Origin of the sequence: Streptomyces lunaelactis (genome assembly GCF_003054555.1) — a bacterium.
Lineage (GTDB): Bacteria > Actinomycetota > Actinomycetes > Streptomycetales > Streptomycetaceae > Streptomyces > Streptomyces lunaelactis.
Window position 1 is genome coordinate 1,656,576 of record NZ_CP026304.1, and the last position, 23,876, is coordinate 1,680,451.

At 71.2% G+C, this 23,876-nt stretch carries 27 protein-coding genes; 11 read left to right on the forward strand and 16 right to left on the reverse strand.

Translation table 11 applies throughout. The features are described from left to right. The first annotated feature begins 73 nt into the window (after positions 1–73). Both SLUN_RS07275 and SLUN_RS07280 read left to right on the forward strand, forming a co-directional pair. Positions 74–1,045: a tetratricopeptide repeat protein gene (locus SLUN_RS07275; RefSeq protein WP_254709919.1), complete on the forward strand. Its 972-nt coding sequence runs from the start codon at positions 74–76 to the stop codon at positions 1,043–1,045. A gap of 252 nt (positions 1,046–1,297) precedes the next feature. Continuing rightward, positions 1,298–2,008, forward strand: a complete 711-nt coding sequence (locus SLUN_RS07280) for a DUF6215 domain-containing protein (RefSeq protein ID WP_108147710.1) — start codon at positions 1,298–1,300, stop codon at positions 2,006–2,008. A gap of 128 nt (positions 2,009–2,136) precedes the next feature. Here SLUN_RS07280 and SLUN_RS07285 read toward each other — a convergent pair whose 3' ends face one another. Then, on the reverse strand, positions 2,137–2,541 hold the full coding sequence (locus tag SLUN_RS07285; RefSeq protein WP_108154574.1) for a DUF5997 family protein: 405 nt from the start codon (positions 2,539–2,541) through the stop codon (positions 2,137–2,139). Between the two features lie 58 nt (positions 2,542–2,599). Here SLUN_RS07285 and SLUN_RS07290 point away from each other — a divergent pair, with 58 nt between their 5' ends. Genes SLUN_RS07290 through SLUN_RS07300 form a run of 3 tightly spaced genes read left to right on the forward strand, consistent with a single transcriptional unit; the run spans position 2,600 to position 4,260 of the window. Next, positions 2,600–3,361: a LysR family substrate-binding domain-containing protein gene (locus SLUN_RS07290; RefSeq protein WP_108147711.1), complete on the forward strand. Its 762-nt coding sequence runs from the start codon at positions 2,600–2,602 to the stop codon at positions 3,359–3,361. Positions 3,362–3,413: 52 nt separating this feature from the next. Next, on the forward strand, positions 3,414–3,833 hold the full coding sequence (locus SLUN_RS07295) for a helix-turn-helix transcriptional regulator (protein ID WP_108147712.1): 420 nt from the start codon (positions 3,414–3,416) through the stop codon (positions 3,831–3,833). A gap of 10 nt (positions 3,834–3,843) precedes the next feature. After that, the gene (locus SLUN_RS07300; protein ID WP_108154575.1) at positions 3,844–4,260 is read left to right on the forward strand and encodes a VOC family protein; all 417 of its coding nucleotides are present in this window, start codon (positions 3,844–3,846) and stop codon (positions 4,258–4,260) included. Between the two features lie 64 nt (positions 4,261–4,324). Here SLUN_RS07300 and SLUN_RS07305 read toward each other — a convergent pair whose 3' ends face one another. Together SLUN_RS07305 and SLUN_RS07310 are read right to left on the reverse strand one after the other, a co-directional pair. Beyond that, positions 4,325–4,897 (reverse strand): histidine phosphatase family protein, encoded by a 573-nt coding sequence (locus tag SLUN_RS07305; protein ID WP_108147713.1) that lies wholly within the window; start codon positions 4,895–4,897, stop codon positions 4,325–4,327. Positions 4,898–4,984: 87 nt separating this feature from the next. Then, on the reverse strand, positions 4,985–6,421 hold the full coding sequence (locus SLUN_RS07310; protein ID WP_108147714.1) for an aminotransferase-like domain-containing protein: 1,437 nt from the start codon (positions 6,419–6,421) through the stop codon (positions 4,985–4,987). Between SLUN_RS07310 and SLUN_RS07315 the strand changes: the two genes are divergently transcribed. Both SLUN_RS07315 and SLUN_RS07320 read left to right on the forward strand, forming a co-directional pair. Then, the gene (locus SLUN_RS07315) at positions 6,420–7,316 is read left to right on the forward strand and encodes a DMT family transporter (protein WP_108147715.1); all 897 of its coding nucleotides are present in this window, start codon (positions 6,420–6,422) and stop codon (positions 7,314–7,316) included. The two genes, SLUN_RS07310 and SLUN_RS07315, sit on opposite strands and share 2 nt — an antisense overlap. Before the next feature lie 70 nt (positions 7,317–7,386). Continuing rightward, positions 7,387–7,578 (forward strand): DUF1918 domain-containing protein, encoded by a 192-nt coding sequence (locus SLUN_RS07320; RefSeq protein WP_108147716.1) that lies wholly within the window; start codon positions 7,387–7,389, stop codon positions 7,576–7,578. Position 7,579: 1 nt separating this feature from the next. Here SLUN_RS07320 and SLUN_RS07325 read toward each other — a convergent pair whose 3' ends face one another. Beyond that, a complete protein-coding gene (locus tag SLUN_RS07325) occupies positions 7,580–8,830 on the reverse strand; it encodes a glycoside hydrolase family 10-like protein (RefSeq protein ID WP_108147717.1) in 1,251 nt (416 codons plus the stop codon). Positions 8,831–8,999: 169 nt separating this feature from the next. Between SLUN_RS07325 and SLUN_RS07330 the strand changes: the two genes are divergently transcribed. Further along, positions 9,000–9,860 carry a 3-hydroxybutyryl-CoA dehydrogenase gene (locus SLUN_RS07330; protein ID WP_108147718.1) on the forward strand — a complete coding sequence of 287 codons (861 nt, stop codon included), beginning with the start codon at positions 9,000–9,002 and terminating at the stop codon, positions 9,858–9,860. A gap of 144 nt (positions 9,861–10,004) precedes the next feature. Beyond that, complete coding sequence (locus SLUN_RS07335; RefSeq protein ID WP_108147719.1) at positions 10,005–10,262, forward strand: hypothetical protein; 258 nt, start codon at positions 10,005–10,007, stop codon at positions 10,260–10,262. Between the two features lie 34 nt (positions 10,263–10,296). Here the strand turns inward: SLUN_RS07335 and SLUN_RS07340 are convergent, their stop codons facing one another. The 9 genes from SLUN_RS07340 to infC form a co-directional block, all read right to left on the reverse strand. Then, positions 10,297–10,827, reverse strand: coding sequence for an NUDIX hydrolase (locus tag SLUN_RS07340; RefSeq protein ID WP_108147720.1), 531 nt, complete (start codon positions 10,825–10,827; stop codon positions 10,297–10,299). 51 nt (positions 10,828–10,878) lie between these two features. After that, positions 10,879–12,219: an NsdA family TPR-like regulatory protein gene (locus tag SLUN_RS07345; RefSeq protein ID WP_108147721.1), complete on the reverse strand. Its 1,341-nt coding sequence runs from the start codon at positions 12,217–12,219 to the stop codon at positions 10,879–10,881. A gap of 345 nt (positions 12,220–12,564) precedes the next feature. After that, entirely contained in the window at positions 12,565–15,078 is a 2,514-nt protein-coding gene (gene pheT, locus SLUN_RS07350; protein ID WP_108147722.1) for a phenylalanine--tRNA ligase subunit beta, read from the reverse strand. Further along, on the reverse strand, positions 15,078–16,205 hold the full coding sequence (gene pheS, locus SLUN_RS07355; RefSeq protein WP_108147723.1) for a phenylalanine--tRNA ligase subunit alpha: 1,128 nt from the start codon (positions 16,203–16,205) through the stop codon (positions 15,078–15,080). Before pheS ends, pheT begins: the two co-directional genes overlap by 1 nt. A 114-nt stretch (positions 16,206–16,319) precedes the next feature. Beyond that, a complete protein-coding gene (locus SLUN_RS07360; RefSeq protein ID WP_108147724.1) occupies positions 16,320–17,441 on the reverse strand; it encodes a sensor histidine kinase in 1,122 nt (373 codons plus the stop codon). A gap of 98 nt (positions 17,442–17,539) precedes the next feature. Next, a complete protein-coding gene (locus SLUN_RS07365; protein WP_108147725.1) occupies positions 17,540–18,379 on the reverse strand; it encodes a TrmH family RNA methyltransferase in 840 nt (279 codons plus the stop codon). Between the two features lie 101 nt (positions 18,380–18,480). Then, the gene (rplT, locus tag SLUN_RS07370) at positions 18,481–18,867 is read right to left on the reverse strand and encodes a 50S ribosomal protein L20 (protein WP_108147726.1); all 387 of its coding nucleotides are present in this window, start codon (positions 18,865–18,867) and stop codon (positions 18,481–18,483) included. Positions 18,868–18,968: 101 nt separating this feature from the next. After that, a complete protein-coding gene (rpmI, locus tag SLUN_RS07375; RefSeq protein WP_108147727.1) occupies positions 18,969–19,163 on the reverse strand; it encodes a 50S ribosomal protein L35 in 195 nt (64 codons plus the stop codon). A 120-nt stretch (positions 19,164–19,283) separates the two neighbouring features. Then, positions 19,284–19,958, reverse strand: coding sequence for a translation initiation factor IF-3 (infC, locus tag SLUN_RS07380; RefSeq protein WP_108147728.1), 675 nt, complete (start codon positions 19,956–19,958; stop codon positions 19,284–19,286). A gap of 350 nt (positions 19,959–20,308) precedes the next feature. Here infC and SLUN_RS07390 point away from each other — a divergent pair, with 350 nt between their 5' ends. Then, positions 20,309–20,671, forward strand: a complete 363-nt coding sequence (locus SLUN_RS07390) for a DUF1844 domain-containing protein (protein WP_108147729.1) — start codon at positions 20,309–20,311, stop codon at positions 20,669–20,671. Between the two features lie 183 nt (positions 20,672–20,854). Here SLUN_RS07390 and SLUN_RS07395 read toward each other — a convergent pair whose 3' ends face one another. Continuing rightward, a complete protein-coding gene (locus SLUN_RS07395; protein WP_108147730.1) occupies positions 20,855–21,586 on the reverse strand; it encodes an SseB family protein in 732 nt (243 codons plus the stop codon). A 101-nt stretch (positions 21,587–21,687) separates the two neighbouring features. Between SLUN_RS07395 and SLUN_RS39355 the strand changes: the two genes are divergently transcribed. Then, entirely contained in the window at positions 21,688–21,840 is a 153-nt protein-coding gene (locus SLUN_RS39355) for a hypothetical protein (RefSeq protein WP_159100203.1), read from the forward strand. Between the two features lie 55 nt (positions 21,841–21,895). Here the strand turns inward: SLUN_RS39355 and mycP are convergent, their stop codons facing one another. Both mycP and SLUN_RS07405 read right to left on the reverse strand, forming a co-directional pair. Further along, complete coding sequence (mycP, locus tag SLUN_RS07400) at positions 21,896–23,062, reverse strand: type VII secretion-associated serine protease mycosin (RefSeq protein WP_108147731.1); 1,167 nt, start codon at positions 23,060–23,062, stop codon at positions 21,896–21,898. Further along, positions 23,059–23,844: a hypothetical protein gene (locus SLUN_RS07405; protein WP_108147732.1), complete on the reverse strand. Its 786-nt coding sequence runs from the start codon at positions 23,842–23,844 to the stop codon at positions 23,059–23,061. The genes mycP and SLUN_RS07405 overlap by 4 nt, the downstream gene beginning before the upstream one ends. Positions 23,845–23,876: the final 32 nt, after the last annotated feature.

The following is a 23,876-nucleotide window of genomic DNA, read 5'->3' on the forward strand; positions in this document are numbered from 1 at the left end:
GCGTCCGGGCGCCGCCGTGGGGCGATCTGCCCGGCGAACGAAGGTCGCGCGGATGATGCGACATGGTCACGCCGTGGTCAGGCACGGTGGCCGATACCTGGACGAGTCCTTCCGGCAGCCCCTGCGCGACGTCGTCCTCGGCCCGGGACGGGAGGCGCTGGAGCGGATGCGCTCCGGCGACCTCGGCGCGCGGGAGGAGGTTGCCGCTGATCCGGTGCTGCGGGCGGGGGTGCTGCGGGCGGCGCAGTACGACCGCCGTGACGGCGACCTGCCGCTGCTGCGTTTCCTGCTGGAGCATGAGAGTGCCGCGCGGACCCAGTGGTTCGAGGAGCGGCGGTCGGCCGCGGTGCTGGTGGCGTTGCACGGGCAGGACGGGGACGTTCCGCTCCTGCGGTCGGCCACTGCCGGGCAGTTCACCGACAGTGCCGGAGCCGTGGAGTGGGCCCGCGCCGAGGAGGCGAAGCGGCACGGGCGAGATGTGGCTGCGGAGAGCGAGTTCACCTGGATCGAGCTGGCCCACCGGCAGGGTCGTGTCGAGCACGCCCGGGTCGCGCTCATACGCATGCTGGACGATACGGGCCCGGACGCGGACCGGCTCCGGGAGCTGAGCCGCGCGCTGGAGCGCATCGGCGACCACGCACAGGCGGCCCGCGCCCAGTTCAACCTCCTCTCGCTTCAGGACACAGCATGGGACCGGGCCTCGGAGGCGTACGTCCTCGCCCGCCTGGAGCGCCGCAAGGGCGACCTCGCGGCAGCGGGGCGGGCGCTGGAGCGGGCACGGGCGGCGGTCTGCGCCGATGGCACCACGACGGACGGAGCGGTTCCCCAGTGGCACCGCCGGGGGCTCGGCCGACTGATCACGGAGCAGCATTTGGAGCTGACGCTCGCCGCGGTCGAGGCGGGTGACGCAGAACTCGCGCGGGCGACGATGGCGCACGGCAGACTCCTGCTGGACACAATCGGCAAGGAGTCGGCGAAGGCGCTCGGCCGGCTGTCCACGCGGGCGAAATGGGCGGTGGCTGGGCTTCGCCCGCCCGGCGCCTGACACCCGCGAACCGCCACGGCGGACGGGGCGCGGCCGTCTCCGTTGGCACGAACGGGCCAAGCCGCGCGCTCAGTCACAGTGGTGTGACGTGGCGCTTCAGTTGGCCCATGAGCGTTTTGGCTGGCCCGCAGGGTAACGGGCGGGCGCGTCGGCCGAGGTTGGCACGCGGTGACGGCCAATCTCCTTGTCCTCCTGATGATCACGGGTTAAAGTCCCCGGGCACGTATCGGGGGATCACGGCAGGCGGGGGACATGGCACACGATATCGACGCGCCCACGAAGGGCGCGGGCACCTGGGGGCAGGCCGTCGCCGCCGTGGCGCTGGTAGCGGCACTCGGTGCCGGTCTGTGGACGATCGAGAAGGCGTCGTCCTCGGACAGCGACCCGCGGCCTGCTACATGCTCGGGCGGGGAGCCCGAGAAGGCGCCGAAGGAGTCCGGGAAGGCGCCTCGGCGCGTGTCCGGGGCGCAACTGTGCGAGGCGCTGAACCGTCCCGACCTCGCTGAACTGCTCGGCACGCCGGGGGAGACCGCAAAGACCGCCGGCGGCAGTGGCGGCTCCGTCAAGTTTGGCAACGGCAAGGAGATCGCCACTCCCTCGGCCGAGGTCGAGTTCGGGACCTACACCGTGAATCTGACGGCCACCTACGACCGTCATCCGGTGGCCGGGTCCGCCTCACTTCTGGGGGCCAGCGCGCGGCAGCAGACGGTTCTGGGCCGCCCGGCGGTCTTCTACTCGGACCGCACCATCAGCATCAGCTTCCGCCTCGACGGGAGCGACACCGACAGCGGTCCCGGCGTCCCGGCCCGCGCCCTCACCGTGGCCCGGGACACGAAGGACAGCGGCGGCTCCTTCGAGGTGACCCTGTGGCGCACGGACGGCGTGGTGCCGGACGACGCGGTGGTGCTCCGCGTCGCCGAGAACGTGCTGCCGACGGTCCCGGGGTGGGCTGCCAACGGGTGACGGCCTCTGGCAGCGCCCCGGCATCCGCCGCTCCCGCCGGGGTCGGGCCACGTGCCGAGGAGTTCGGCACCGCGCTGGCGGTCGCTCTCCCGTGCTTCAGCGGTTTTACCGCCGTACTGGGCCGGGGGTCAGGAGCGCGGACGGCGGGGCTGGTCGGCCCGCTCCGCGTTCATCTCCTTGATGCGAACCGTCTCCTTGCGGACCTCGGCCTGGGTGGCGCGCTCCTTCTGCAGCCACTCGGGAAGGTCGTTCTTAAGGGCGTCGATCTGCTCCGTGGTGAGCGCGTCCGTGACGCCTCCGCGCGCGAGGCCCGCGATGGAGATGCCCAGCTTGGCCGCGACCACCGGCCGGGGGTGCGGGCCATTGCGTCGCAGCTCCTGCAGCCACTCGGGCGGGTCGGCCTGGAGCGCGTTCAGTTCGGTGCGCGAGACGACACCCTCCTGGAACTCGGCGGGGGTGGCCTCGAGGTACACACCCAGCTTCTTTGCCGCGGTGGCAGGCTTCATCGTCTGGGTGGTCTGGTGCGACGTCATGGGGTCAAGGGTATCGAGCATGTGCGCTACCTCCGACCACGACCGGTAACCTGGCGGAGTGACAGGCTCGGAAGTACCCCCTACGTTCCGGCTCGCCTATGTCCCGGGTGTGACGCCGACCAAGTGGGTGCGGATCTGGAACGAGCGGCTGCCCGACATCCCACTGACCCTCGTCCCGGTGTCCGCCACCGAGGCATCCGACGTGCTGCGGGCCGGCGGCGCAGACGCGGGTTTCGTGCGGTTGCCGATCGACCGGACGGACCTCAGCGCGATCCCGCTCTACACCGAGACGACGGTCGTCGTGGCCCCGAAGGACCACGTCGTGGCCGCGGTCGACGAAGTGTCCGCCGAGGATCTGGCCGACGACATCGTGCTGCACCCCCTCGACGACACCCTCGACTGGGAGCGTCGGCCGGGAAAGCCCGCGAACGAGCGCCCCGCCACGACGGCGGACGCCATCGAACTGGTGGCGGCTGGAGTGGGGCTGCTCGTCGTCCCGCAGTCACTCGCCCGCCTGCACCACCGCAAGGACCTCACGTATCGGCCGGTCTCGGGCGCCCCCGAGTCGCGCATCGCGCTGTCGTGGCCGGAGGACGAAACCACCGACCTGGTGGAAGAGTTCATCGGCATCGTCCGCGGGCGGACCGTGAACAGCTCACGGGGCCGCTCCCCCGCCCCGGCGCAGCCAAAGAACAAGCGCCCCGACAAAGACGGCGCACGGCGGAAGCCCGCTGCCGGCAAGTCGACCGGCAAGAGCCCACGGACCGGTTCCGGCGCCCCGAAAGTCGGCAAGCGCGGCAAACCTCGCCGCCGGCCGTAGCCCCCGCGCCCGACCCCTCACGGGGCTCACGGCGCCGTGGGATGCTGGTCGCGTGACGCCACAAGACCTCGTCCATCTGCGCCGGGCACGCGACACCATGGACCGCGACTACGCGGAGCCGCTCGACGTCCCGGCACTGGCCCGCGCCGCCCTGATGTCGCCGGGCCACTTCTCCCGCAGCTTCCGTGCCGCCTTCGGGGAGACGCCGTACAGCTATCTCATGACCCGCCGGATCGAGCGGGCCAAGGCACTGCTGAGGCGCGGTGACCTGACGGTGACCGAGGTCTGCTTCGAGGTCGGCTGTACGTCGCTGGGGTCGTTCAGCTCGCGGTTCACCGAGCTGGTCGGCGAGAGCCCGAGCGCATACCGGGCCCGGAGCCACGAGCAGGGTGCCGCCATCCCCGCCTGCTTCGCCAAGATCATGACGCGGCCTGTCCGGAACGGGGAAGCGAAGCTGCCGCTCGGTCCGTAACGTGACGGACATGAAACTCAAGCTGTCCCACTGCTTCATCGCCGTCGACGACCACGACAAGGCGCTCGCCTTCTACCGCGACGTTCTCGGCCTCGATGTGCGCAATGACGTCGGGTTCGAGGGGATGCGCTGGGTGACCCTCTCGCCGCCGTCCCAGCCGGATGTGGAGATCGTCCTGGAGCCGCCCGGCGCGGACCCGAACGCCTCGCCCGCCGACAAGCAGGTGATGGCCGAGCTGCTGGCCAAGGGCATGCTGCGTGCGGTCATCTTCGCGACGGACGACTGCGACGCCACGTTCGAGCGCGTCCGCGCCTCGGGCGCGGACGTGGTCCAGGAGCCGATCGACCAGCCGTACGGCGTTCGCGACTGCGCCTTCCGCGATCCTGCGGGCAACTTGCTGCGTTTCAACCAGCCTCGGGGTCAGTAGGGACACAGGACTGCTGGGCGGCGCCCTCGTACTACCGCCGCCCGGTGACGCGTCCGCAGAGCCCTCAGGCGGCCGTCTGGAGGCGCAGGCTCCAACGGCCCGGCAGGCCGGTCAGGGTGACGGTCGAGAGCGGGCGGACGTCCACGTTCCAGTACGAGGAGGGCGGCGCCTTCAGCGCGTACACAAGGGCCGCCCGTACGACGGCGGGCTCGGCGACGGCGACGATGGAGCCGTAGTCGGCGGGCCGGGTGTCCAGCCAACTCCCTATGCGCGAGATGAACGCGAGCAGCGGCTCGCCGCCGTGCGGCGCGGTGCGCGGATCGGCGAGCCAGGCGTTGACAGCGGCCGGTTCATAAAGGGTGACCTCCGCGAGCGTGGAGCCGCGCCAGCGGCCCATGTCGCAGTCGCTCAGCGCCGGCTGGACGAGCGGCGCGAAGCCGAGGGCCTCGCCGGTCCCGCGGCTGCGGGCGGTCGGCGAGCAGTACCGCATCTCGGCGGCGCCCAGCGGTACGAGGGCGTGCGCGGCGAGCTGCACCTCGTGCCAGCCGGCCTGGTCGAGCGGCCGGTCGTCGTCGAAGCGCTCGGCGAGCAGGGAGGAGCTGCGGGCGGCAGCGACCAGCGTGATCCGGACACTCATGGCGCGATCGTGGATGTGAAAACCGCGCAGGTCAAGAGGTCACTGAAGGGCCGGTTCCGGTCGGCCGCCGGGCTGCCGCGGCCGCCCTCAGCCCAGCACCTCGTCGCAAGCGGTCCGCAGTCTCCGTACGCCCTCGGCGATCTCGGCAGGTCCTGCCACGCCCGCGAAACTCAACCGCAGGTACGCGGCCGGGGGTTCGGCGCAGAAGTAGGGGCGGCCGGGTGCGACGGCGACGCCCGCGCGCAGGGCGGCGGAGAACAACGCGGCCTCGTCGGTGCCGTCGGGCAGCCGCAGCCACAAGTGGTAGCCGCCGGACGGGATGTACGGGAGGGCCAGTTCGGGAAGGTCCAGGAGCAGGGCGGCGGTCGCCGTGTCCCTGCGTGCCTTCAACTCGGCCGCGACAGTGCGCAGATGACGGTTCCACGCCGGTGAGCCGACCAGCTCGAGGGCCGCTTCCTGGAGCGGTCGCGGTACGAAGAAGTTGTCGACGACCTGGATGGCGCGCAGCCGTTCCAGGACCGGTCCGCGGGCGGCCAGCATGCCCACCCGCAGACTGGGCGAGGTCGCCTTGGTGAGCGAGCTCACATGGACGACGACACCCTCGTGGTCGTCCGCGGCGAGCGGCCCGGGCAGCGGGCCCGCGTCCTCGTGGGCCAGGCGGCGCGCGAAGTCGTCCTCGACGACGAAGGCCCCGGCCGCCCGTGCGATGCGCAGCACCTCTGGGCGGCGCTCTGCCGAGAGCACCGCGCCGGTCGGGTTCTGGAAGAGCGGCTGGCAGACGAGGACCCGGGCGCCGGTGGCCTGGAAGGCCGCGGCGAGCAGTTCCGTCCGTACCCCCTCGGCGTCCACCGGGACCGGCACCGGCCGCAGCCCGGCGGCGCGGGCGATCGCCAGCATGCCGGGGTAGGTGGGTGACTCGACGAGGACGGGGGCGCCGGGCGGTGCGAGCGCGCGCAGGGCCGTGGTCAGCGCGGACTGGCCGCCCGCCGTGATCAGTACGTCGGCGGCGCCGGTGGTGTCGCCGAGGCCGCGGGCGAACCACTCGCGCAGTTCGGGTAGTCCGTCGGTGGGCGGCCGGCCCCAGGCGCCGGGCCGCCGTCCGGCCCGTGCCAGGGCCGCGGCCATCGCCCGCTCCGGCTGGAGGGAGGAGTGCAGATAGCCGCTGTTGAACTCCACGACGCCCGGCGGCGGCGCGGCGAGCGTGGCCAGCACCCCCGAGGCGTCGACGGCGCGTGGCACCGGTTCGGTGGCCGCGTCGGCGCTGAGGGCGACCTCCTGCCAGGAGGTGTCCCCGGGCGGCGTGGCGTCGGTACGGGGCTGCGCCCGGAAGGCGCCGGCGCCGGGCCGGGTGACGACCAGTCCCTCGGCGGCGAGCTGGGCCAGGGCGCGCGAGACCGTCACCGGCGAGACCCGGTACCGCTCGACGAGCGCCCGACTGGACGGCAGCTTTCCACCAGGAGAGTAGCGGTTGAGCTCTCGCTTCAACGTACTCGCCAATTCCGCCACACTGCTACGCTCTTGCATGACAGCACAGGATAGCGCTACTCCCACCACCTCGATAGCGGTCAGCAGCGGCACCCTCCTCGCATCGCTGGGCGTCGTCGCGTTCTCGCTCACCTTCCCGTCCACTGTCTGGGGCCTGGAGAGCTTCGGCCCCTGGTCCCTGGCTGCCGTACGGAGCGTGCTCGCCGCCATCGTCGCGGGCGGCTTTCTGCTGGCGATGCGCGTACCGCTGCCCGACCGCCGGCACTGGGCCGGTCTGGCAGTGGTGGCCGGCGGTGTGGTCGTGGGCTTCCCGCTGCTGACGACGCTCGCCCTGCAGACCTCGACCACCTCGCACGCCGCCGTCGTGGTGGGACTGCTGCCGCTCACCACTGCCGCCTTCGCGGCCGTGCGCACCGGCCGGCGCCCCTCTCGCGCCTTCTGGCTGGCGGCGCTCGCCGGAGCGGCCGTGGTGATCGCCTTCACCGTGCAGCAGAGCGGCGGCGAACTCCGGAGCGGCGATGTCTGTCTGTTCGGCGCCCTGCTGGTCTGCGCGGCCGGCTACACCGAGGGCGGCCGTCTCGCCCGGCAGATGCCGGGCTGGCAGGTGGTCGGCTGGGCGCTGATCTTCTGCCTGCCGTTCGCGCTCGCCGGCTCGGCCGTCGCCCTGGCCTTCGAGCCGGTGCGACTGACGGCACACGGCACGATCGGGCTGCTCTGGGTCGCCGTCGGCTCGACGTTCTTCGGGCTGTACGTCTGGTACCGCGGCATGGCCTCGATCGGTATCGCCAAGGCCAGCCAGCTCCAGCTGGCGCAGCCGCTCCTGACCCTGGTCTGGTCGGTGTCCCTGCTGGGCGAAACCCTCTCGCCCGCCGCCCCGGTGGCGGCCGTGGCCGTTCTGGTCTGCATCGCGGTCACCCAGCGCGCCCGAACCTGAGGGGTGCAAGTCCCACCCCCGGCCGTAGACTCGGAACACGGACCATCCCCTTTCGAGGAGGTCAACACCGATGCAAGCGAACGTGGGCGACACGCTGCTGGTGCACGGCAGGACCGTGGGGCAGCACGACAAGGTCGCCGAAGTCGTCGAGGTGCTGGGACCCCAGGGCACTCCCCCGTATCGCGTCCGCTTCCAGGACGGGCACGAGGCACTGATGTCACCGGGTCCCGACACCGTCGTACAACACCCCGAGCAGGGCTGACTCAGCTCGGCGGCGCCACCCTGGTCGGATAGTGATCGGCCACGACCCTGGCCATCGCCCCGATCGGGTCCGTCATGACTTCCTTCGCCGAGAAGAAGCAGTGGCCGCGCACGTGCGGGTACGCGCGCGCCAGCGTGAGATGGCGGGAGAGCTCGGCCGGGTCCTGCCAGGGCGCGGGCTGGCCGGGGGCGCCCGCCTTGTACAGGGCCTCACCGGCGTAGAGATGGACGCCCGTGCCCCGTACGACGTCGTTCCACCAGGGCAGCAGTTTGGCGTAGTCGGCGACGGCGAAGCCGATGTTCCAGTAGATCTGGGGGACGATGTAGTCGATCCAGCCCTGCTTGACCCACTTACGGGTGTCGGCGTGCAGATCGTCGTAGGTCTGCACGCCGGCCCGCGTGTCGGAGCCGAGCGGGTCGGTGGTGGCGTTGCGCCACACCCCGAAGGGGCTGATGCCGAAGCGGACCCGCGTCCTGGCCTTCTTGATCCGGTCGGCCATGCCGCTCACCAGCCGGTCGGTGTTGTCGCGCCGCCAGGCGGCCTTGTCCGGGAAGCCGGCGCCGTAGCGGGCGTAGGTGGCGTCGTCGTCGAAGACCTGGCCCGCGACCGGATACGGGTAGAAGTAGTCGTCGAAGTGGACGGCATCGATGTCATAGCGGAGGACGGCGTCCATCATGGCGTCCTGGACGAAGCGCCGGACGTCGGGGAGACCGGGGTTGTAGTACAGCTTTCCGCCGTACGGGAGGATCCAGTCCGGGTGGACGCGGGCCGGGTGGTTCGCGACCAGCCGGGACGGGTCGGTGTGGTTGGCGACCCGGTAGGGGTTGAACCAGGCGTGCAGCTCCAGACCGCGCAGGTGGGCCTCGCGCACGGCGGTGCCCAGCGGATCCCAGCCCGGGTCCTTGCCCTGGACGCCGGTGAGGTACGCCGACCAGGGTTCGTACGGTGACGGCCACAGCGCGTCAGCGGTCGGCCGGACCTGGAAGACGACGGCGTTCAGCCGGCGGGCGACGGCGGTGTCGAGGAGGGCGAGCAGTTCGTCGCGCTGCTCGGCGGCGGTGAGTCCGGGCCTGGACGGCCAGTCGCGGTTGGCGACGCTCGCGAGCCACATCCCGCGGAACTCCGGGCCCGGCCCGTGCCGTCGGCGCCGTCGCGCCGAGGCCGGTACGGCGGCCGCGTCCCCGGCTGTCGCCAGCGCGGCCAGCGCACCGGCCGCCGTCACCACAAAGCCTCTTCTCCCGATGAGTCCCATATGTCACCTCGTCCGTCCTTGGCGCCCACGTCCGTATCCGCACAGCATGCCCGGCCCTGGCAGTCGGGCACGCATACATCCGGAGTAACGTCGGGGGGTCGGGGCGGGCACCGGAATCACACGGGCGGCCTGCCGCACGAACAGCGAAAGGCACGAGGTGACGGACTCAATGGCCGACATTGCACGCGTCGGAGTGGTGGGCTGCGGCCAGATGGGCGCAGGCATCGCGGAGGTGTGCGCCCGCAGCGGCCTCGAGGTGAAGGTCGCCGAGACCACGGGCGAGGCCCTGGAGATCGGTCGCACCCGGCTCTACAACTCCCTCTCGAAGGCCGCCGAACGCGGCAAGATCACCGAGGAGGAGCGCGACGCGACCCTGGAGCGGCTCAGCTTCACCACCGACCTCGGGGAGTTCGCCGACCGCGATCTCGTCATCGAGGCCGTCGTGGAGAACGAGCAGGTCAAGACCGAGATCTTCCAGGTGCTGGACCAGGTGGTCACCCGCCAGGACGCGATCCTCGCCTCCAATACCTCGTCCATCCCGCTGGTGAAGCTCGCTGTCGCGACCTCCCGCCCGGACCAGGTCATCGGCATCCACTTCTTCAACCCGGCCCCGGTGCAGAAGCTCGTCGAGCTGATCCCGGCGCTGACCACCTCCGAGGAGACGATCAAGCGCGCCGAGGCCGTGGTGCAGCAGGTGCTCGACAAGCACCCGATCCGCGCCCAGGACCGCTCGGGCTTCGTGGTGAACGCCCTGCTCATCCCGTATCTGCTCTCCGCGATCCGGATGTTCGAGTCGGGCATCGCGAGCCGCGAGGACATCGACAACGGCATGGAGCTCGGCTGCGCCCACCCGATGGGCCCGCTGAAGCTCGCCGACCTCATCGGTCTGGACACCGTCGCCTCGGTCGCGGACTCGATGTACGCGGAGTTCAAGGAGCCGCTGTACGCCGCTCCCCCGCTGCTGCAGCGGATGGTGGACGCGGGCCGGCTCGGCCGCAAGTCGGGCTCCGGGTTCTACCCGTACTCCTGATTCCCCCGGGGCATTCACACGGAGTGTGCGGGGCGTGCCCGCATATGCCGTGCGCACACGCTCCCGCCCTCCTACCAGGGAGAGTTGACTCGGTTCCGCTCAGTCAAGGGTCCGCTGTACAACTACCTCAAGAGGAGCCAATCCGTGACCACCGACCCTGATCATTTAGTGGTCGTCGAAGAGTTCGCCGAGTTACGCCGCAGCCTCGACGTCGGCCTCGCCCGGATCGACGGGCATCTGGCGCTGCTCGCGCAGCGCAACGACCAGATCGACCAGAATCTGACCGATCTGGCCGCGCGCGTCGGAGCACTCGAGCACGCGAGGTGGCCATTGCCCGCCGTCGCCGCACTGACCGCGCTGGGAGCGCTGGCGGTCACGCTCTGGCAGGCGATGGGACGGTAGGCCGTGTCTGACACATAGGCCTAGCCGCCGGGCCTCAGCCCAGGCGCAGATGGTGGAGCATCAGCAGCCCGGCCGCCATGTTGGCGGCCGGGACCTCACCGCGGGCGATCATGTCGGGTACCAGCTTCAGCGGTATCCACTCGCGGCGCGAGGACTCGAAGTCGTCCTCGGGATGCCCGATGTACGTGGCGTCCTCGGACCAGTAGAGATGGTGCCGGGCGTCGGTGAGGCCGTTGGACGGTTCGACGGTCATCAGGTGCTGGAGGGGGCCCGGACGCCAGCCCGTCTCCTCCTCCATCTCCCTGGCGGCCGCGGCCGCGATGTCCTCGCCGTCCTCGACGACACCCGCGGCGAGCTCCCAGCCCCAGCTGTTGGTGATGAAGCGGTGCCGCCAGAGCATCAGCACCTCGTTGGCCTTGTTGACCGCGGTCGCGACGGCGACGGGGCGGAGCCGGATGAGGAAGTGGTCCAGGTGCCGGCCGTCGGGGAGCTCGACGTCGGCCAGGTTGACCCTGAACCAGCGGTTTTCGTACACAGTTTGTTCGCTTAATTTCGTCCACTGCACTTTTCTGCCACCTTCCGACAAGTAGATGGCAATATCGCAGCAGGAGCTCGGTCAGAGGGGAACGCGCAGTGCCCCGTCGATGAGTTCGGCCGCCTCATCGGCATTGGTGCATCCGCTCGCCACGAGGTGCTCACGCACCGCACGGAGCCGGTCCCGGAGCCGCTGCGACTCCATCCCCCTGGCCCGCTCCACCATCTCGGCCGCCGTCCGCGCCGCCCGGTCCACCTCGCCCTGACGCAGCTCGATCTGGCTGAGCATGGCGAGCCGGTGCACCCGGCCGCGGTCGTGCGCCGGAGTGTCGACGGCCTGGGTGGCATGCTCCCGTGCCGCCGTCAGATCACCGAGGCTGAGCAGGGCCTCCGCCACCTGGACGTTCACCAGGCCCGGCTGGACGTACCCGGTCTCGTCCGGCTCGGCACCCCGACGGATCCGCTCCGCCTCCAGCTCCGCGCGCCGGATACACCTCAACGCGCTGCTGCCGTCGCCGAGATGGGCGTACGCCTTCGCCTGCATCGCGTACAGATCGGCGGCCAGCGCCGGAGTGATCTGCCGGCCGGCCGCCCGCAGCGCCGCCTCGGCGAAGGCCACCGCCTGCCGGTGCTCCGCCATGAACAGCGACTGGTTGACCAGCAGCGCGATCACATAGGCGCCAAGTCCCCGGTCACCGCTGGCCTTTGCCAGCCGCAGCGCCTGATGGAAGTAGCGCTGGGCCAGGCCGTGCGCGTCGGAGTCGTACGCACAGATACCGGCGACCGAGACCAGACCCCCGGTCGCACGGTGCAGTTGGCGGCCGAGCGCATCGCTGTAGCCACCGCGCAGCAGCGGTGCCGTCTCGGCGTTGAGGAAGCCGACGATGCGGGAGCGCGTCGCGATACCGCCCGCCTTCCGGTACATCAACTCGTAGTGCGCCCGGGCCGCGCGCAGCATTTTGATGTCGGCCATGCTGACGCGCGTCTGTCCCGAGCGCGAGACATCGGAGTCCTCCGGGGGGTTCTCCCACTCCCACACCGGCATGACGGCGGGGGTGCCGGTCACCGCGGGCGCCTCGATGATGTGCCGCCGCTGCTGCTCGTCGGAGCGCCACAGCGCGGTGGCCCGCTCCACGAAACCGGAGAGCGGCGAGCCGGGCGGCATGACGGAGTCCCCCGGCGATCCAAGGCCGATGTCCCCGAGCGCTATCGCCCGGTGCAGCCGGGCGGCGAGCACCTCGCAGATCAGGTCGGGCACCTGGCCGCGCGGGCGCTGGCCCTTCAACCAGCGTGCCACGGCCGTGTGTTCGTACCGCAGCGCGAGACCTCGTGCCCGGCCGGCGTGGTTGACGCGGGCGGCGAGGCCCGCGTTGGAGATGCCCGCCTCGTCGAGCAGGGCGTCGAGCAGAGTGTTGGGCTGCACAGGGCCCCTCCGGTGGCTCGGTCCGCTCAGCGTAGTAGAGGACGATTCGCACGGGGTGTGAACCAAGTGCCCACATCTGTGCCCCGCGCGCTCTGCCGCCACGCCGCGCACACCGGTTGACTGGGCTGCCTCTCACAGAGGCGGCCGGGCCGTCGGCTCCCCCTCGTACAGTGCGACGGCCCGTGATCGCGTCGCCTGCCCTGCTGATCTGCCCGACACTCCGCGGCAGGGCGGGCGGCGCCGGCCGCATGGCAATCCCTCATCGGCTCCGCCCTCCGTTCTCAGCCGAAGCAGTGAGGGGCGCGCCCGGAACTCCGGGCGCGCCCCTGCGCAGGTGGGAGCGAGTCAGGCTCCGCGCAGCACCGCCCCGGTGCGCTCGGCGGCGAGGGCCACCGCCGCGTCCCGGGCGGCCGATGCCTCCTCGACCGTAAGCGTCCGGTCGGCGGCACGGAACCGCAGCGCGTACGCCAGGGACTTCTTGCCCTCGCCGATCTGCTCACCGGTGAAGACGTCGAACAGCCGGATGGACTCCAGCAGTTCACCCGCGCCCTCGGTCAGCACCTTCTCGACCTCGGCGGACGGCACCTGCTCGTCGACGACGAGAGCGACGTCCTGGGTCGCCACCGGGAAGGTGGAGATCCGGGGCGCCCGGAGCGGGCCCTGCGACGCCTGCTCCAGCAGGTCCAGGTTCAGCTCCATGGCGCAGCTGCGCGCGGGCAGATGCAGCGCCTTGACCACGCGCGGGTGCAGCTCACCAGCGAAACCGACGGTCTGCTCCGCTCCGTCGATCACCACGGCGAGCTCGGCGCAGCGGCCCGGGTGCCACGGACCGTACTGGCCCTGGCGGACGATCAGTTCGGCCCCTGCCTCGCGTGCGACCGTGCGGGCGGACTCGACCGCGTCGGCCCACTCGGCCGGACGCCCCTTGCCCCACCAGCCGGCCTGCTCACGCGCACCGGCGAGCACGACCGCCACATGGCGCGGCTGCACGGGCAGCACTCCGCTCAGTCCGGCGATCTCCTCCTCGGTCGGACGGCGGTGGACGGGCAGCCGTACCGCGATGCCCTCCCTCACCGGGGCCCGGAAGACCAGACCGGTCTCGAAGAGCGCCAGGTCGTGGCTGCCGCGGCCGTCGTTGCGGCGCAGCGCGCCGAGCAGTCCCGGCAGCAGCGCCGTGCGCAGCGCGGGCTCCTCGTCGGAGAGCGGGTTGACCAGCTTGACCAGCCGACGGCACTCGTCGTCCGCGGGGATGCCGAGCTGATCGAGGACCTGCTCGCCGACGAACGGGTAGTTCAGCGCCTCGACATAACCGGCCCCGGCCAGTGCACGGCCGACGCGGCGGTGCAGCCGCTGACGCTCGTTGAGCCCGCGGCCCGGGGGCGGCGTGGGCAGCGTCGAGGGAAGGTTCTCGTACCCCTCCAGTCGGATGACTTCCTCGGCGAGGTCGTTCGGCTCGCTGAGGTCGGGACGCCAGGAGGGGACGGTGACGACCAGTTCGTCCTGTCCGTAGACGTCGCAGCCGACCTCCTGGAGACGGCGTACGACACTCTCGCGGCCGTAGTCGACGCCCGCGACACGGTCCGGGTGGTTCGCCGGCATGGCGATCGTGCGGGGCGCGGAAGGGGCGACTACCTCGGTGACGCCCGCCTCGGCGGTGCCGCCCGCGAGCAGCACCAGCAGATCGACGGTCCGCTGCGCGGCTGCCGCCGCGGCCTGCGGGTCGACACCGCGCTCGAAGCGCTTGGACGCCTCGGAGGCCAGCTTGTGGCGGCGCGCGGTACGGGCAATGGTGATCGCGTCGAAGTGCGCCGCCTCGATGACGACCTCGGTGGTGGCACCGGCGTCGTCGCCGTGGTCCGCGATCTCCGTGTTGGCACCGCCCATGACGCCCGCGAGACCGATCGGCCCGCGGTTGTCCGTGATCACCAGGTCCTCGGCGTCCAGCACCCGCTGGACACCGTCGAGGGTGGTGAGCTTCTCGCCGGGCTCGGCGCGGCGCACTCCGATCGGCCCGTCGAGACGGGAGCGGTCGTAGGCGTGCAGCGGCTGGCCGACTTCGAGCATCACGTAGTTGGTGACGTCGACGGCGAGGGAGATCGGGCGCATCCCGGCCTTCTGCAGCCGGCGCCGCAGCCAGATCGGGGAGCGGGCCTCGGGCTCCAGGCCGACGACCGTACGCGCGGTGAAGCGATCGCAGCCGATCGGGTCGGCGACCTTCACGACGTAGCCGTACGAGTTCGGGGCCGGGACGTCCAGCAGCGCCGGGTCACGCAGCGGCAGGCCGTACGCGATGGCGGTCTCGCGGGCGACACCGCGCATCGAGAGACAGTAGCCGCGGTCGGGCGTGACGGCGATGTCGAGGACCTCGTCAACGAGTTCGAGCAGCTCGATGGCGTCGGTGCCGACCTCGTACTCGGGCGGAAGCACGATGATGCCGCCGCTGCCGTCGTCGCCCATGCCGAGCTCGTCGCCGGAGCAGATCATGCCGTGCGAGGTCCTGCCGTACGTCTTGCGCGCGGCGATCGCGAAGCCGCCGGGCAGCACGGCGCCCGGCAGCACCACGACGACCTTGTCGCCGACGGAGAAGTTGCGCGCGCCGCAGACGACTTCCTGCGGCTCACCCGTGCCGTTGGCCCGGCCGACGTCGACGGTGCAGAAGCGGATGGGCTTCTTGAACTCCGTCAGCTCCTCGATGGTGAGCACCTTGCCGACGACGAGCGGGCCCTTGAGCCCGGCGCCGAGCTGCTCGACGGTCTCGACCTCGAGGCCGGCGGAAACGAGCTTGGCCTGGACGTCACGACCGGTCTCCGTCGCCGGCAGGTCGACGTACTCCCGCAGCCAAGAAAGCGGGACCCGCATCAGATCTCCATCCCGAACGGCCGGGTGAACCGGACGTCACCCTCGACCATGTCTCGCATGTCTTCGACGTTGTGGCGGAACATCAGCATCCGCTCGATGCCGAACCCGAAGGCGAATCCGCTGTACTTCTCGGGGTCGACGCCGCAGGCGATGAGCACCTTCGGGTTGACCATGCCGCAGCCGCCGAGCTCGATCCAGCCCTCGCTGCCGCAGGTGCGGCAGGGCCGGTCCGGGTTGCCCACGGACTCGCCGCGGCACACGTAGCAGGCCATGTCCATCTCGGCGGACGGCTCGGTGAACGGGAAGAAGTTCGGGCGCAGCCGCGTCTTCATGTCCCGGCCGAAGAGCGCCTGGACCATGTGGTCCAGGGTGCCCTTGAGGTCGGCCATGGTCAGGCCCTCGTCGACGGCGAGCAGCTCGATCTGGTGGAAGACCGGGGTGTGGGTCGCGTCCAGCTCGTCGGTGCGGTAGACGCGGCCGGGCACGACGACGTAGACCGGCGGCTCGCGGTCGAGCAGCGTGCGGGCCTGCACCGGGGAGGTGTGCGTACGCAGCACGATGCCGGACTCGTCGTCCGTGGTGCCCTTGGGGCCCTGGACGAAGAAGGTGTCCTGCATCTGCCGCGCCGGATGGTCGGGCACGAAGTTCAGGGCGTCGAAGTTGAACCACTCCGCCTCGACCTCGGGGCCTTCGCCGACCTCGTACCCCATGGACACGAAGATGTCCTCGAGGCGCTCCATCAGCGTGGTCAGCGGGTGGCGGGCACCGGCCGGGATGCGGTCGTGGGGCAGCGTGACATCCACTGCCTCCTCGACGAGCACCCTGGCGTCGCGCTCGGCCTCCAGCTCCGCCTGCCGGGCGGCGAGGGCCTTGCTCACGACACCGCGGGCCTGACCCACGCGCTTGCCCGCCTCGGCCTTGGCCTGCGGCGGCAGCGCGCCGATCTCACGGTTGGCGAGCGCGAGCGGCGAGGTGCCGCCGGTGTGCGCGATCTTCGCGTGGGTGAGGGCGTCGAGGTCGCCGGCGGCGGCGAAGGCGGCGAGCGCCTCGTCCCGCATGCGCTCGATCTCTTCCGGTTTCAGTGCCTCGACCTCAACAGGGTCGTACGACTTATTGGGTGCGGACATCTCTTCCCGTACTTCCGATGGGCTGGCTGGGGCCCCCGCTTCTCGACCGAGGACGCAAAGGTGCCAAAGGACGAGTCTAACGGGGTGTGGAGAGGCGAATGAGCCCGTGGGCGGTCAGGCCAGGTAGGCCGGGGCGCCGACGGGCAGAATAAATCGGAACTCGGCGCCGCCGCCGGGTCCGCGGCCGACGGTGATCGTCCCGCCGTGTGCCTCGACGATGCCCTTGACGATGTAGAGGCCAAGGCCCGTACCACCGCGCTTGCTCCCCCGCCAGAAGCGGGTGAAGACACGGCCCATCGACTCCTCGGGGATGCCGGGGCCTTCGTCGCTCACGGTGACGGCCGTTCCCTTCTCGTCGTCCTTCGCGGATGCCGGTGCCACCTCGATGGTGACGGTTCCCTCGCCGTGCCGCACCGCATTTTCCAGCAGGTTGCCGAGCACCTGGTCGATCTTGTCCGGGTCCGCCCAGAGATCGGGCAGCTGCCGCTGGATGCGTATGAGGAACCGGTCCGGGGACTGGCCGCTGGCTATGTGCGCCTGGATGTGGCGTCCGACGGCCGCAGCGACATCGACGGGCTGGCGGCGCACTTCGAGCCGTCCGGAGTCGATACGGGAGATGTCGAGCAGCTCCGCGATCAGCCGGGTGACGCGGTTGGCGTCGGCGTCGACGGTCTCCAGCATCAGCCGCTTCTGGTCGTCGGTGAACCGCTCCCACTTGGCGAGCAGCGTCGCGGTGAAGCCCTTGACGGAGGTGAGCGGCGAGCGCAGTTCATGGGCGACGGTGGCGATCAGCTCGGCATGGCTGCGCTCGGTACGGCGCCGCGCCTCGGTGCCGCGCAGGCTGATGACGAGCCTGCGTATCGGCCCGGTGGGACACTCGCGCACATAGCGCGCGGAGACGAGGACCTCACGGCCGCCGGGCAGCAGCAGATTGCGCTCGGGCTGGCCGACGCGGGTGGCGAGTCCGCCGTACGGATCGGTCAGCGTCCACCAGCGGCGGCCCTTGAGGTCCTCCAGCGGCAGCGCACGGTCCAGCGGCAGGCCGAGCGCATCGGCCTTGGACACGGTGGTGATGCGTACGGCGGCGTTGTTGAAGCAGATCACCCGGCCGGTCTCGTCGGCGACGACGAGTCCGTCGGGGAGGTCGTCGGGGTCGATCCCGAGGGCGTCGGGGCCGTCGGACTGGCACAGCAATGCCCCGTGTGTCTCCGCGGGCCTGCTTGTCCCGACAGCCATCCCCGTACCCCACCTCTCCGCCGGCGCAGTGGGCCCCCGAGTGCGTCACCCTACTAGCTAGAAGTGACGGAGCGGACCCCCTGAGCGAGTACTGCTGGTCAGCGCGTACTGCCTGCGCGCTGGGCGCGCGCCGAGGCATAGAAACATACGGCCGCGGCGGTCGCGAGGTTCAGACTCTCGGCCTTTCCGTGGATCGGGACACGCACCACGGCGTCGGCGAGCGCGCGGGTCTCCTCCGGCAGCCCCCAGGCCTCGTTGCCGAAGATCCAGGCGGTGGGGCCGCCCATGGTGCCCGCGTCGAGCTCGTCGTCCAGGTCGTCCTCGCCCGCGCCGTCGGCGGCCAGGACCCGGACGCCGGCGTCGCGCAGCCCCTGGACGGCCTGTTCCACGGGAACGCCGACCGCGACGGGCAGATGGAAGTGCGAACCGACCGATGCCCGTACGGACTTGGGGTTGTAGAGGTCGACGGAGGCATCGGTGAGGACGACGGCGTCCGCGCCCGCGGCGTCGGCGCAGCGCAGTACGGTGCCGGCGTTTCCGGGGTCACGGACGTGCGCGAGCACGGCGACGAGCTTAGGCCGCGCCGCGAGGATCTCCTCGAAGGGCGAGTCGAGGAAGCGGCAGACGCCGACCAGGCCCTGCGGCGTGACGGTCTGGGAGACCTCGGCGAGCACCGCGTCGGAGGCGTGGTGCACCCGGGCGCCGGCCGCGAAGGCGGCGTGGACGATGTCCGCGTACCGCTCGGCGGCCTCGACGGTGGTGAAGAGCTCGACCAGGGTGGGCTCGCCGCCGGGGCCGCGGTGGGCGACCGCCTCGCGCACGGCCTGCGGGCCCTCGGCGATGAACAGGCGCTCCTTGCCGCGGAAGGCCCGCTTGGCCAGCCGCCGGGCGGCGGTGACGCGCGGGGATCGCGGGGAGATCAGCTCGGGTGTGGGCATGTGCCTGTGGCTCGCTCTTCCTACGTACGAGGGGGGTCCGGGAACACACCGGACCCGCAGGCGCAGGGCCTGCGGGTCCGGCGAGAAGGACTACAGCCTGATCAGGCGGCGGCCTTCGGGGCGTTGACATCGCTCGGAAGCGCCTTCTGGGCAACCTCGACGAGCGCGGCGAACGCGTTGGCGTCGTTGACCGCGAGCTCGGCCAGGATCTTGCGGTCCACCTCGATGTTGGCGGCCTTCAGACCCTGGATGAGGCGGTTGTACGTCATGCCGTTCTGGCGGGCAGCGGCGTTGATGCGCTGGATCCACAGCTGACGGAAGTCGCCCTTGCGCTTCTTGCGGTCGTTGTAGTTGTAGACCAGGGAGTGGGTGACCTGCTCCTTGGCCTTGCGGTACAGGCGTGAACGCTGACCGCGGTAACCCTTGGCGGCCTCGAGAATTGCCCGGCGCTTCTTGTGGGCGTTGACTGCCCGCTTGACGCGTGCCACTTGTTAACTCCTTGTAGCGGGGCCGTGGTTGGACTCACACGACCCGGAAACGAATTGGTCCCGGTCTCGGCATCGTGCCCCCGTCACCGGGGGCACCGACGTCACTTGCCGAGAAGCTTCTTGATGGTCTTGCTGTCCGGCTTCGACATCTCGGCGTTGCCGCTCAGGCGACGCGTCAGCGTGGACGGCTTGTGCTCGAGCAGGTGGCGCTTGCCGGCGCGCTCGCGGAGCACCTTGCCGGAGCCGGTGATCTTGAAGCGCTTCTTGGCACCGCTGTGCGTCTTGTTCTTCGGCATCGCGCCGTATCTCCTCGTCAGTGGCGCTCCCCCGGTGCGGACACCGGGACAGCGGAGCGTCAGATCTTGGTTTGTGGTTCCGGGCGGGACCAGGGGCGGCCTGGGTGGCAGCCCCTCGGATCACGCCTCGGAGGGCGTCTCGGCGGGTGCTTCGGCCGGAGCCTCGGCAACCTCGTCCGCCGGCTCCTCGTGCGTGGTGCCCTGACGCTCCGCCTTGCGGGCGGCCTGAGCCTCACGCGCCTCGGCCATGGCCTCGGTCTTCTTCTTGTGCGGGCCAAGAACCATGATCATGTTCCGGCCGTCCTGCTTCGGGTTCGACTCGATGAAGCCGAGGTCCTCGACGTCGGAGGCGAGCCGCTGGAGCAGACGGAAGCCAAGCTCGGGGCGGGACTGCTCACGACCACGGAACATGATCGTGATCTTGACCTTGTCACCCTGCTTGAGGAACCGGACGACGTGACCCTTCTTGGTGTCGTAGTCGTGCGGGTCGATCTTCGGCCGGAGCTTCATTTCCTTGATGACCGTGTGCGCCTGGTTCTTGCGCGCCTCACGGGCCTTCATGGCCGACTCGTACTTGAACTTCCCGTAGTCCATGAGCTTGCACACGGGCGGGCGGGCAGTCGCCGCGACCTCGACCAGATCGAGGTCGTACTCCTGCGCAAGCTCGAGGGCCTTGGCAAGCGGAACAATCCCGACCTGCTCGCCGCTGGGACCGACAAGTCGCACTTCGGGAACGCGAATCCGGTCGTTGATGCGGGGCTCGGCGCTGATGGATCCTCCTAAGTAGCACCACACGGATGTCTGGCAGGCAGCCGCGTAACGTCTGTTTCCTATGACCAACCGCGCCAGAACGTGAAAAATGCCCCGGACGGGACACAGGCGGAAGCTCCTCGAATACCGGAACACCGCCGCGTGCTACCGCGGGGCTTATCGGGCGGCTCCATCGTCCGTACGGAACGATGGGCGCCACCTGACCGGTGACCCGCCGTCCCGAAGGACAGCCAGGTGGGAGATCGGAGCCTCCACTTGTGGGCCGGGCACACAGGTGTCCGGCCGGTCGTCACACAAGGTTAGCAGCTCCCGGCGGAAGGAGCTAACCGGTGGCCGTGGCGGGGGCACGAGCGGCTGGGCATATCGTGTGCGTCATGAGTGACGCGACCACCCCCAGTGAATCCCCCGGCTTCGACGACATGACCCGCGACATCGCGGAGGTTCCCGCCGTCGAGGTGATCGTGACGGTCGCGGTGAACCTGATGAGCGCGGCCGCCGTGAAGCTCGGTCTGACCGAGGACGGCGCCGAGCACAAGGACCTGGACGAGGCCCGCAAGCTGGTGCACGCGCTGGCCGGTCTGATGGACGCGAGCGCGACCGAGATCAGCTCCTTCCATGCGGCGCCGCTGCGCGACGGGCTGAAGTCGCTGCAGCTGGCGTTCCGCGAGGCGTCGCTGGTGCCGGACGAGCCGGGCCAGGGGCCTGGCGAGAAGTACACCGGACCGGTCTACGGCTAGGGCGTGTTTTAGAAGTAGCGCCGTCCGCCCGGAGGGCGGGCCCTGCGGCGTCTGGTGCGTGCAATCGCAAGGCGGAGGATCGCCCTCGTACTGGACGTACTTGGGCGACTCCGACAACATCGCGAGTGCGCGTGCCAGGCGTCGCGGGGCAGGCGGGACTTCTAAAACACGCCCTAGTAGCCGCTACTCACGTACGAAGAGGGGCTCGCCCGGAGGGGTGGCCTCGGCCGGCAGCAGTGCCAGGTCGAGGCCTCGCACCAGGCGGGCCCTCAGTACGTCGTCGGCCGCCAGCGCCTCGGCGACGCGCCGGGCCGCCTCGGCCGGGGCCGCGTCCGCCGCGAGGACCAGGGCGAGGGTGCCGTCCGCACCGCCCGGACCGAGATGGGCGCGGAGCACCGCGGGCTCGGCGGCTGCCGCGGCCCTTACCGCCGCGATGACCGCGGGGTCCTGGAGCGGGTCGGCGTTCGTACGGCCCTCGGCGAGGGCGAGCAGCGCCGGGCCGGTCAGCTGGTACGGGACGGGGCCCGCCAGGTCGAGCACCACGGTGTCGGCCTTCTCGTGGGCGGCCGCCTGAAGCGCTTGATGGAGGGGTACGGCGACGGGGCGGGCTTCCGGGTTCCAGCGGGCGAGCGACGCGATCGAGGTGAACGCGGGCAGCGCGCGGCGGTCGCCCGCCGTCAGGGTCGGCACGGCCATGTCGCTGGTCTTCTCGCGGCGAAGGCCGTTCTCGTCCTCCTCCACCTCGCCGAGCACGGCGACGACCGGAACCAGCAGCCGGGCGCCGCGGAGGGCTTCGAGTACCGGCCGTACAGCGGTTCTGTCCTCGGACCAGGCGGCGAGGGCCGCCGTCAGCGCCGGGTCGGCCGTGCCGTCGTCGTCGGAGAAACCGGGGTCTGGGATGTTCTTGAGCGCCACGGGTCGACCCTAACCTCCCTGGTACGAGTGCCAGTGTCTCGGTCGCCCTCCTCGACCGGTCGTACGGGGATGAACGGACGTATGCCGCGGCGAGCATAGTCATGGTCTCGATCCTGGACGCGATGCATGAGCGGCTCGGGCTCACGCAGACGCGGGCCGAGTCCGCGTGGGGGCTGACCCGGACCACCGCGCGGGATCAACTCACCCTGATGCGGGCCGTGTTCGGCGGCCCTACCCGTATCTCCGGTCCCTGATGCGGCGGGTGGCCGACGGCTCGGAAGGCGGTCTGTTCCGGTCGGCGGGACGTGGTCAGTTCCGGCCGGGCCGGCCGCCGCGCCACAGTACGACCGCGCCCGCCAGCACCAGGGCGCCGATGCCGCCCGCGAGCGGGGCGAGCCAGCCGGCCGGTTCCGTGTCCTTCTTGGCGGCGGCGGGGCCGGGGCCGAAGTACTGCTTGCCGTAGCCCGCGGAGGCGGCCTTCAGATCCCCTGGGCGCAGCTTGGCGCCCGCCTTGATCGCCGCGACCGGGTCGACTATGCCGTAGCCCTTCGCGTCGTCGCGGCCGCCCTTGGGGCCGCTGCGGGCGGTGTCGGCGAAGAGCTTCTTGATCTGGGCCGGGGCCAGGCCGGGGTGGGCGGCGCGGACGAGGGCGACCGCGCCGGAGACGAACGCGGAGGCGGCGCTGGTGCCCCAGCCCTGGTAGTAGTTCCGGTCGGGGTCGGCGATGACGATGTCGACGCCGGGGGCGCTGACGGTGGCGTACCAGCGGCGGGTGGAGAAGGCGGCGTGCGTGCCGTTGCGGTCGACGGCTGTCACGGCGATCACGCCGGGGTAGGCCGCGGGGTAGGAGATGTGGTCGCCCTTCTCGCCTCCGTTGCCGGCCGACGCCACGACGACGGATCCCTTGGCGAGCGCGTACTGGACGGCGGCGTCCTCACCGGCCTCGGGGTGCGCTGACTCACTGTCGTCGCCGAGGGAGAGGTTGATGACGTCCGCGCCCTGGTCGGCGGCCCAGCGGATGCCCTGGGCGAGGGCGGTGCCGCGGGTGTTGCGGGCCTTTTCGCGGGCCTTGTCGGTGCCTTCGAGGATGACCCGGACCGGGAGGATCTTCGCCTCGGGCGCGATGCCGAGGACGCCGTCCTCGCGTCCTGAACCATGGCCGTGGGCGGCGATGATGCCGGCCATCGCGGTGCCGTGACGGGCCCAGGCGCGGGAGCCGCGCTGCGCGCCGAAGCCGATGAAGTCCTTGCCGGGCAGGACCGAGCCCGCGAGGTCGGGGTGGCTGTCGTCGACGCCCGTGTCGAGGACGGCGACCGTGATGCCCTTGCCCTCGGTGGTGTTCCAGGCCTGGGCGGTGTCCAGGGCGTCGAGGCCCCACTGCTGGGCCCGGATCGCGTCCGCGTGCGCGGGAGTGGCCGGGAGCAGTGCGAAGGCGGCGGCCGCGAGGGTGGCGGCGAGGCGGTGGCGGCGTCTCATTCGGGCTTCTCCGTGGCCGTGCTGACGGTCTTGCGCAGACCGCGCTCGATACGTTCCGCGATGCCCGTGGCCTCATGGCCGAGCCCGGCCTGCGCGGGCGCGGACGTGGCGCCCTCGGCCTTGGCCTCGTCGGCCGGCTGCGGGTCGGTGACGGTACGCCCGTCGGCGAAACCGGACACGGCGTAGACGACGACGGGTTCCTCGGTCAGCACGCTCACGGTCCAGCTGGCCCGCTGCCCGTTGCCGAAACCGGCGGCGACGGTGCCCTTGGCCGGGAGGGTGCGGGGCATCAGATCGGGGCGCTCGTCGAGCCCCTGCGAGGTGAAACGCGAGCGCAGCGCGCGCATGGCGTCCGAGTCGGCCTCGGTGAAGATCATCCCGACGGTGGTGACGCTGGTGGCCGTGGCATCGGTGTAGGTGGCGCGCAGCACCCTGACGCAGCCGACCGACTGCAGGGTCTTCACCAGCAGCGGATCAAGGGCCGGCGCGCAGCCGCCGTCGGGCGCGACGGCGATCCGGGTCCAGACCCGGTCCGCGGCACCGGGTCCCGCGCCGTCGCCCTTGAGCGTGCGGGGGAAGAGCGTGTCCACGGGGACGCTGTGCCAGAGCGTGCGCGCCTCGGTGTACCCGGTACGGGCGGTGGGCTCCGCCCTCGAATCGCCGGTCAGCCAGCTGCCGGTGGCCGCGCCGCCGATCAGCCCGAGCCCGAGGACGACACCGGCGAGGGCACCGATGGTCCTCGCGGGGCGCCGGGTGGGCACCGGACGGAGCCGGGTGGTCATCTCGGCCGGGGTCTCCGGCGGCGCCCAGGAGC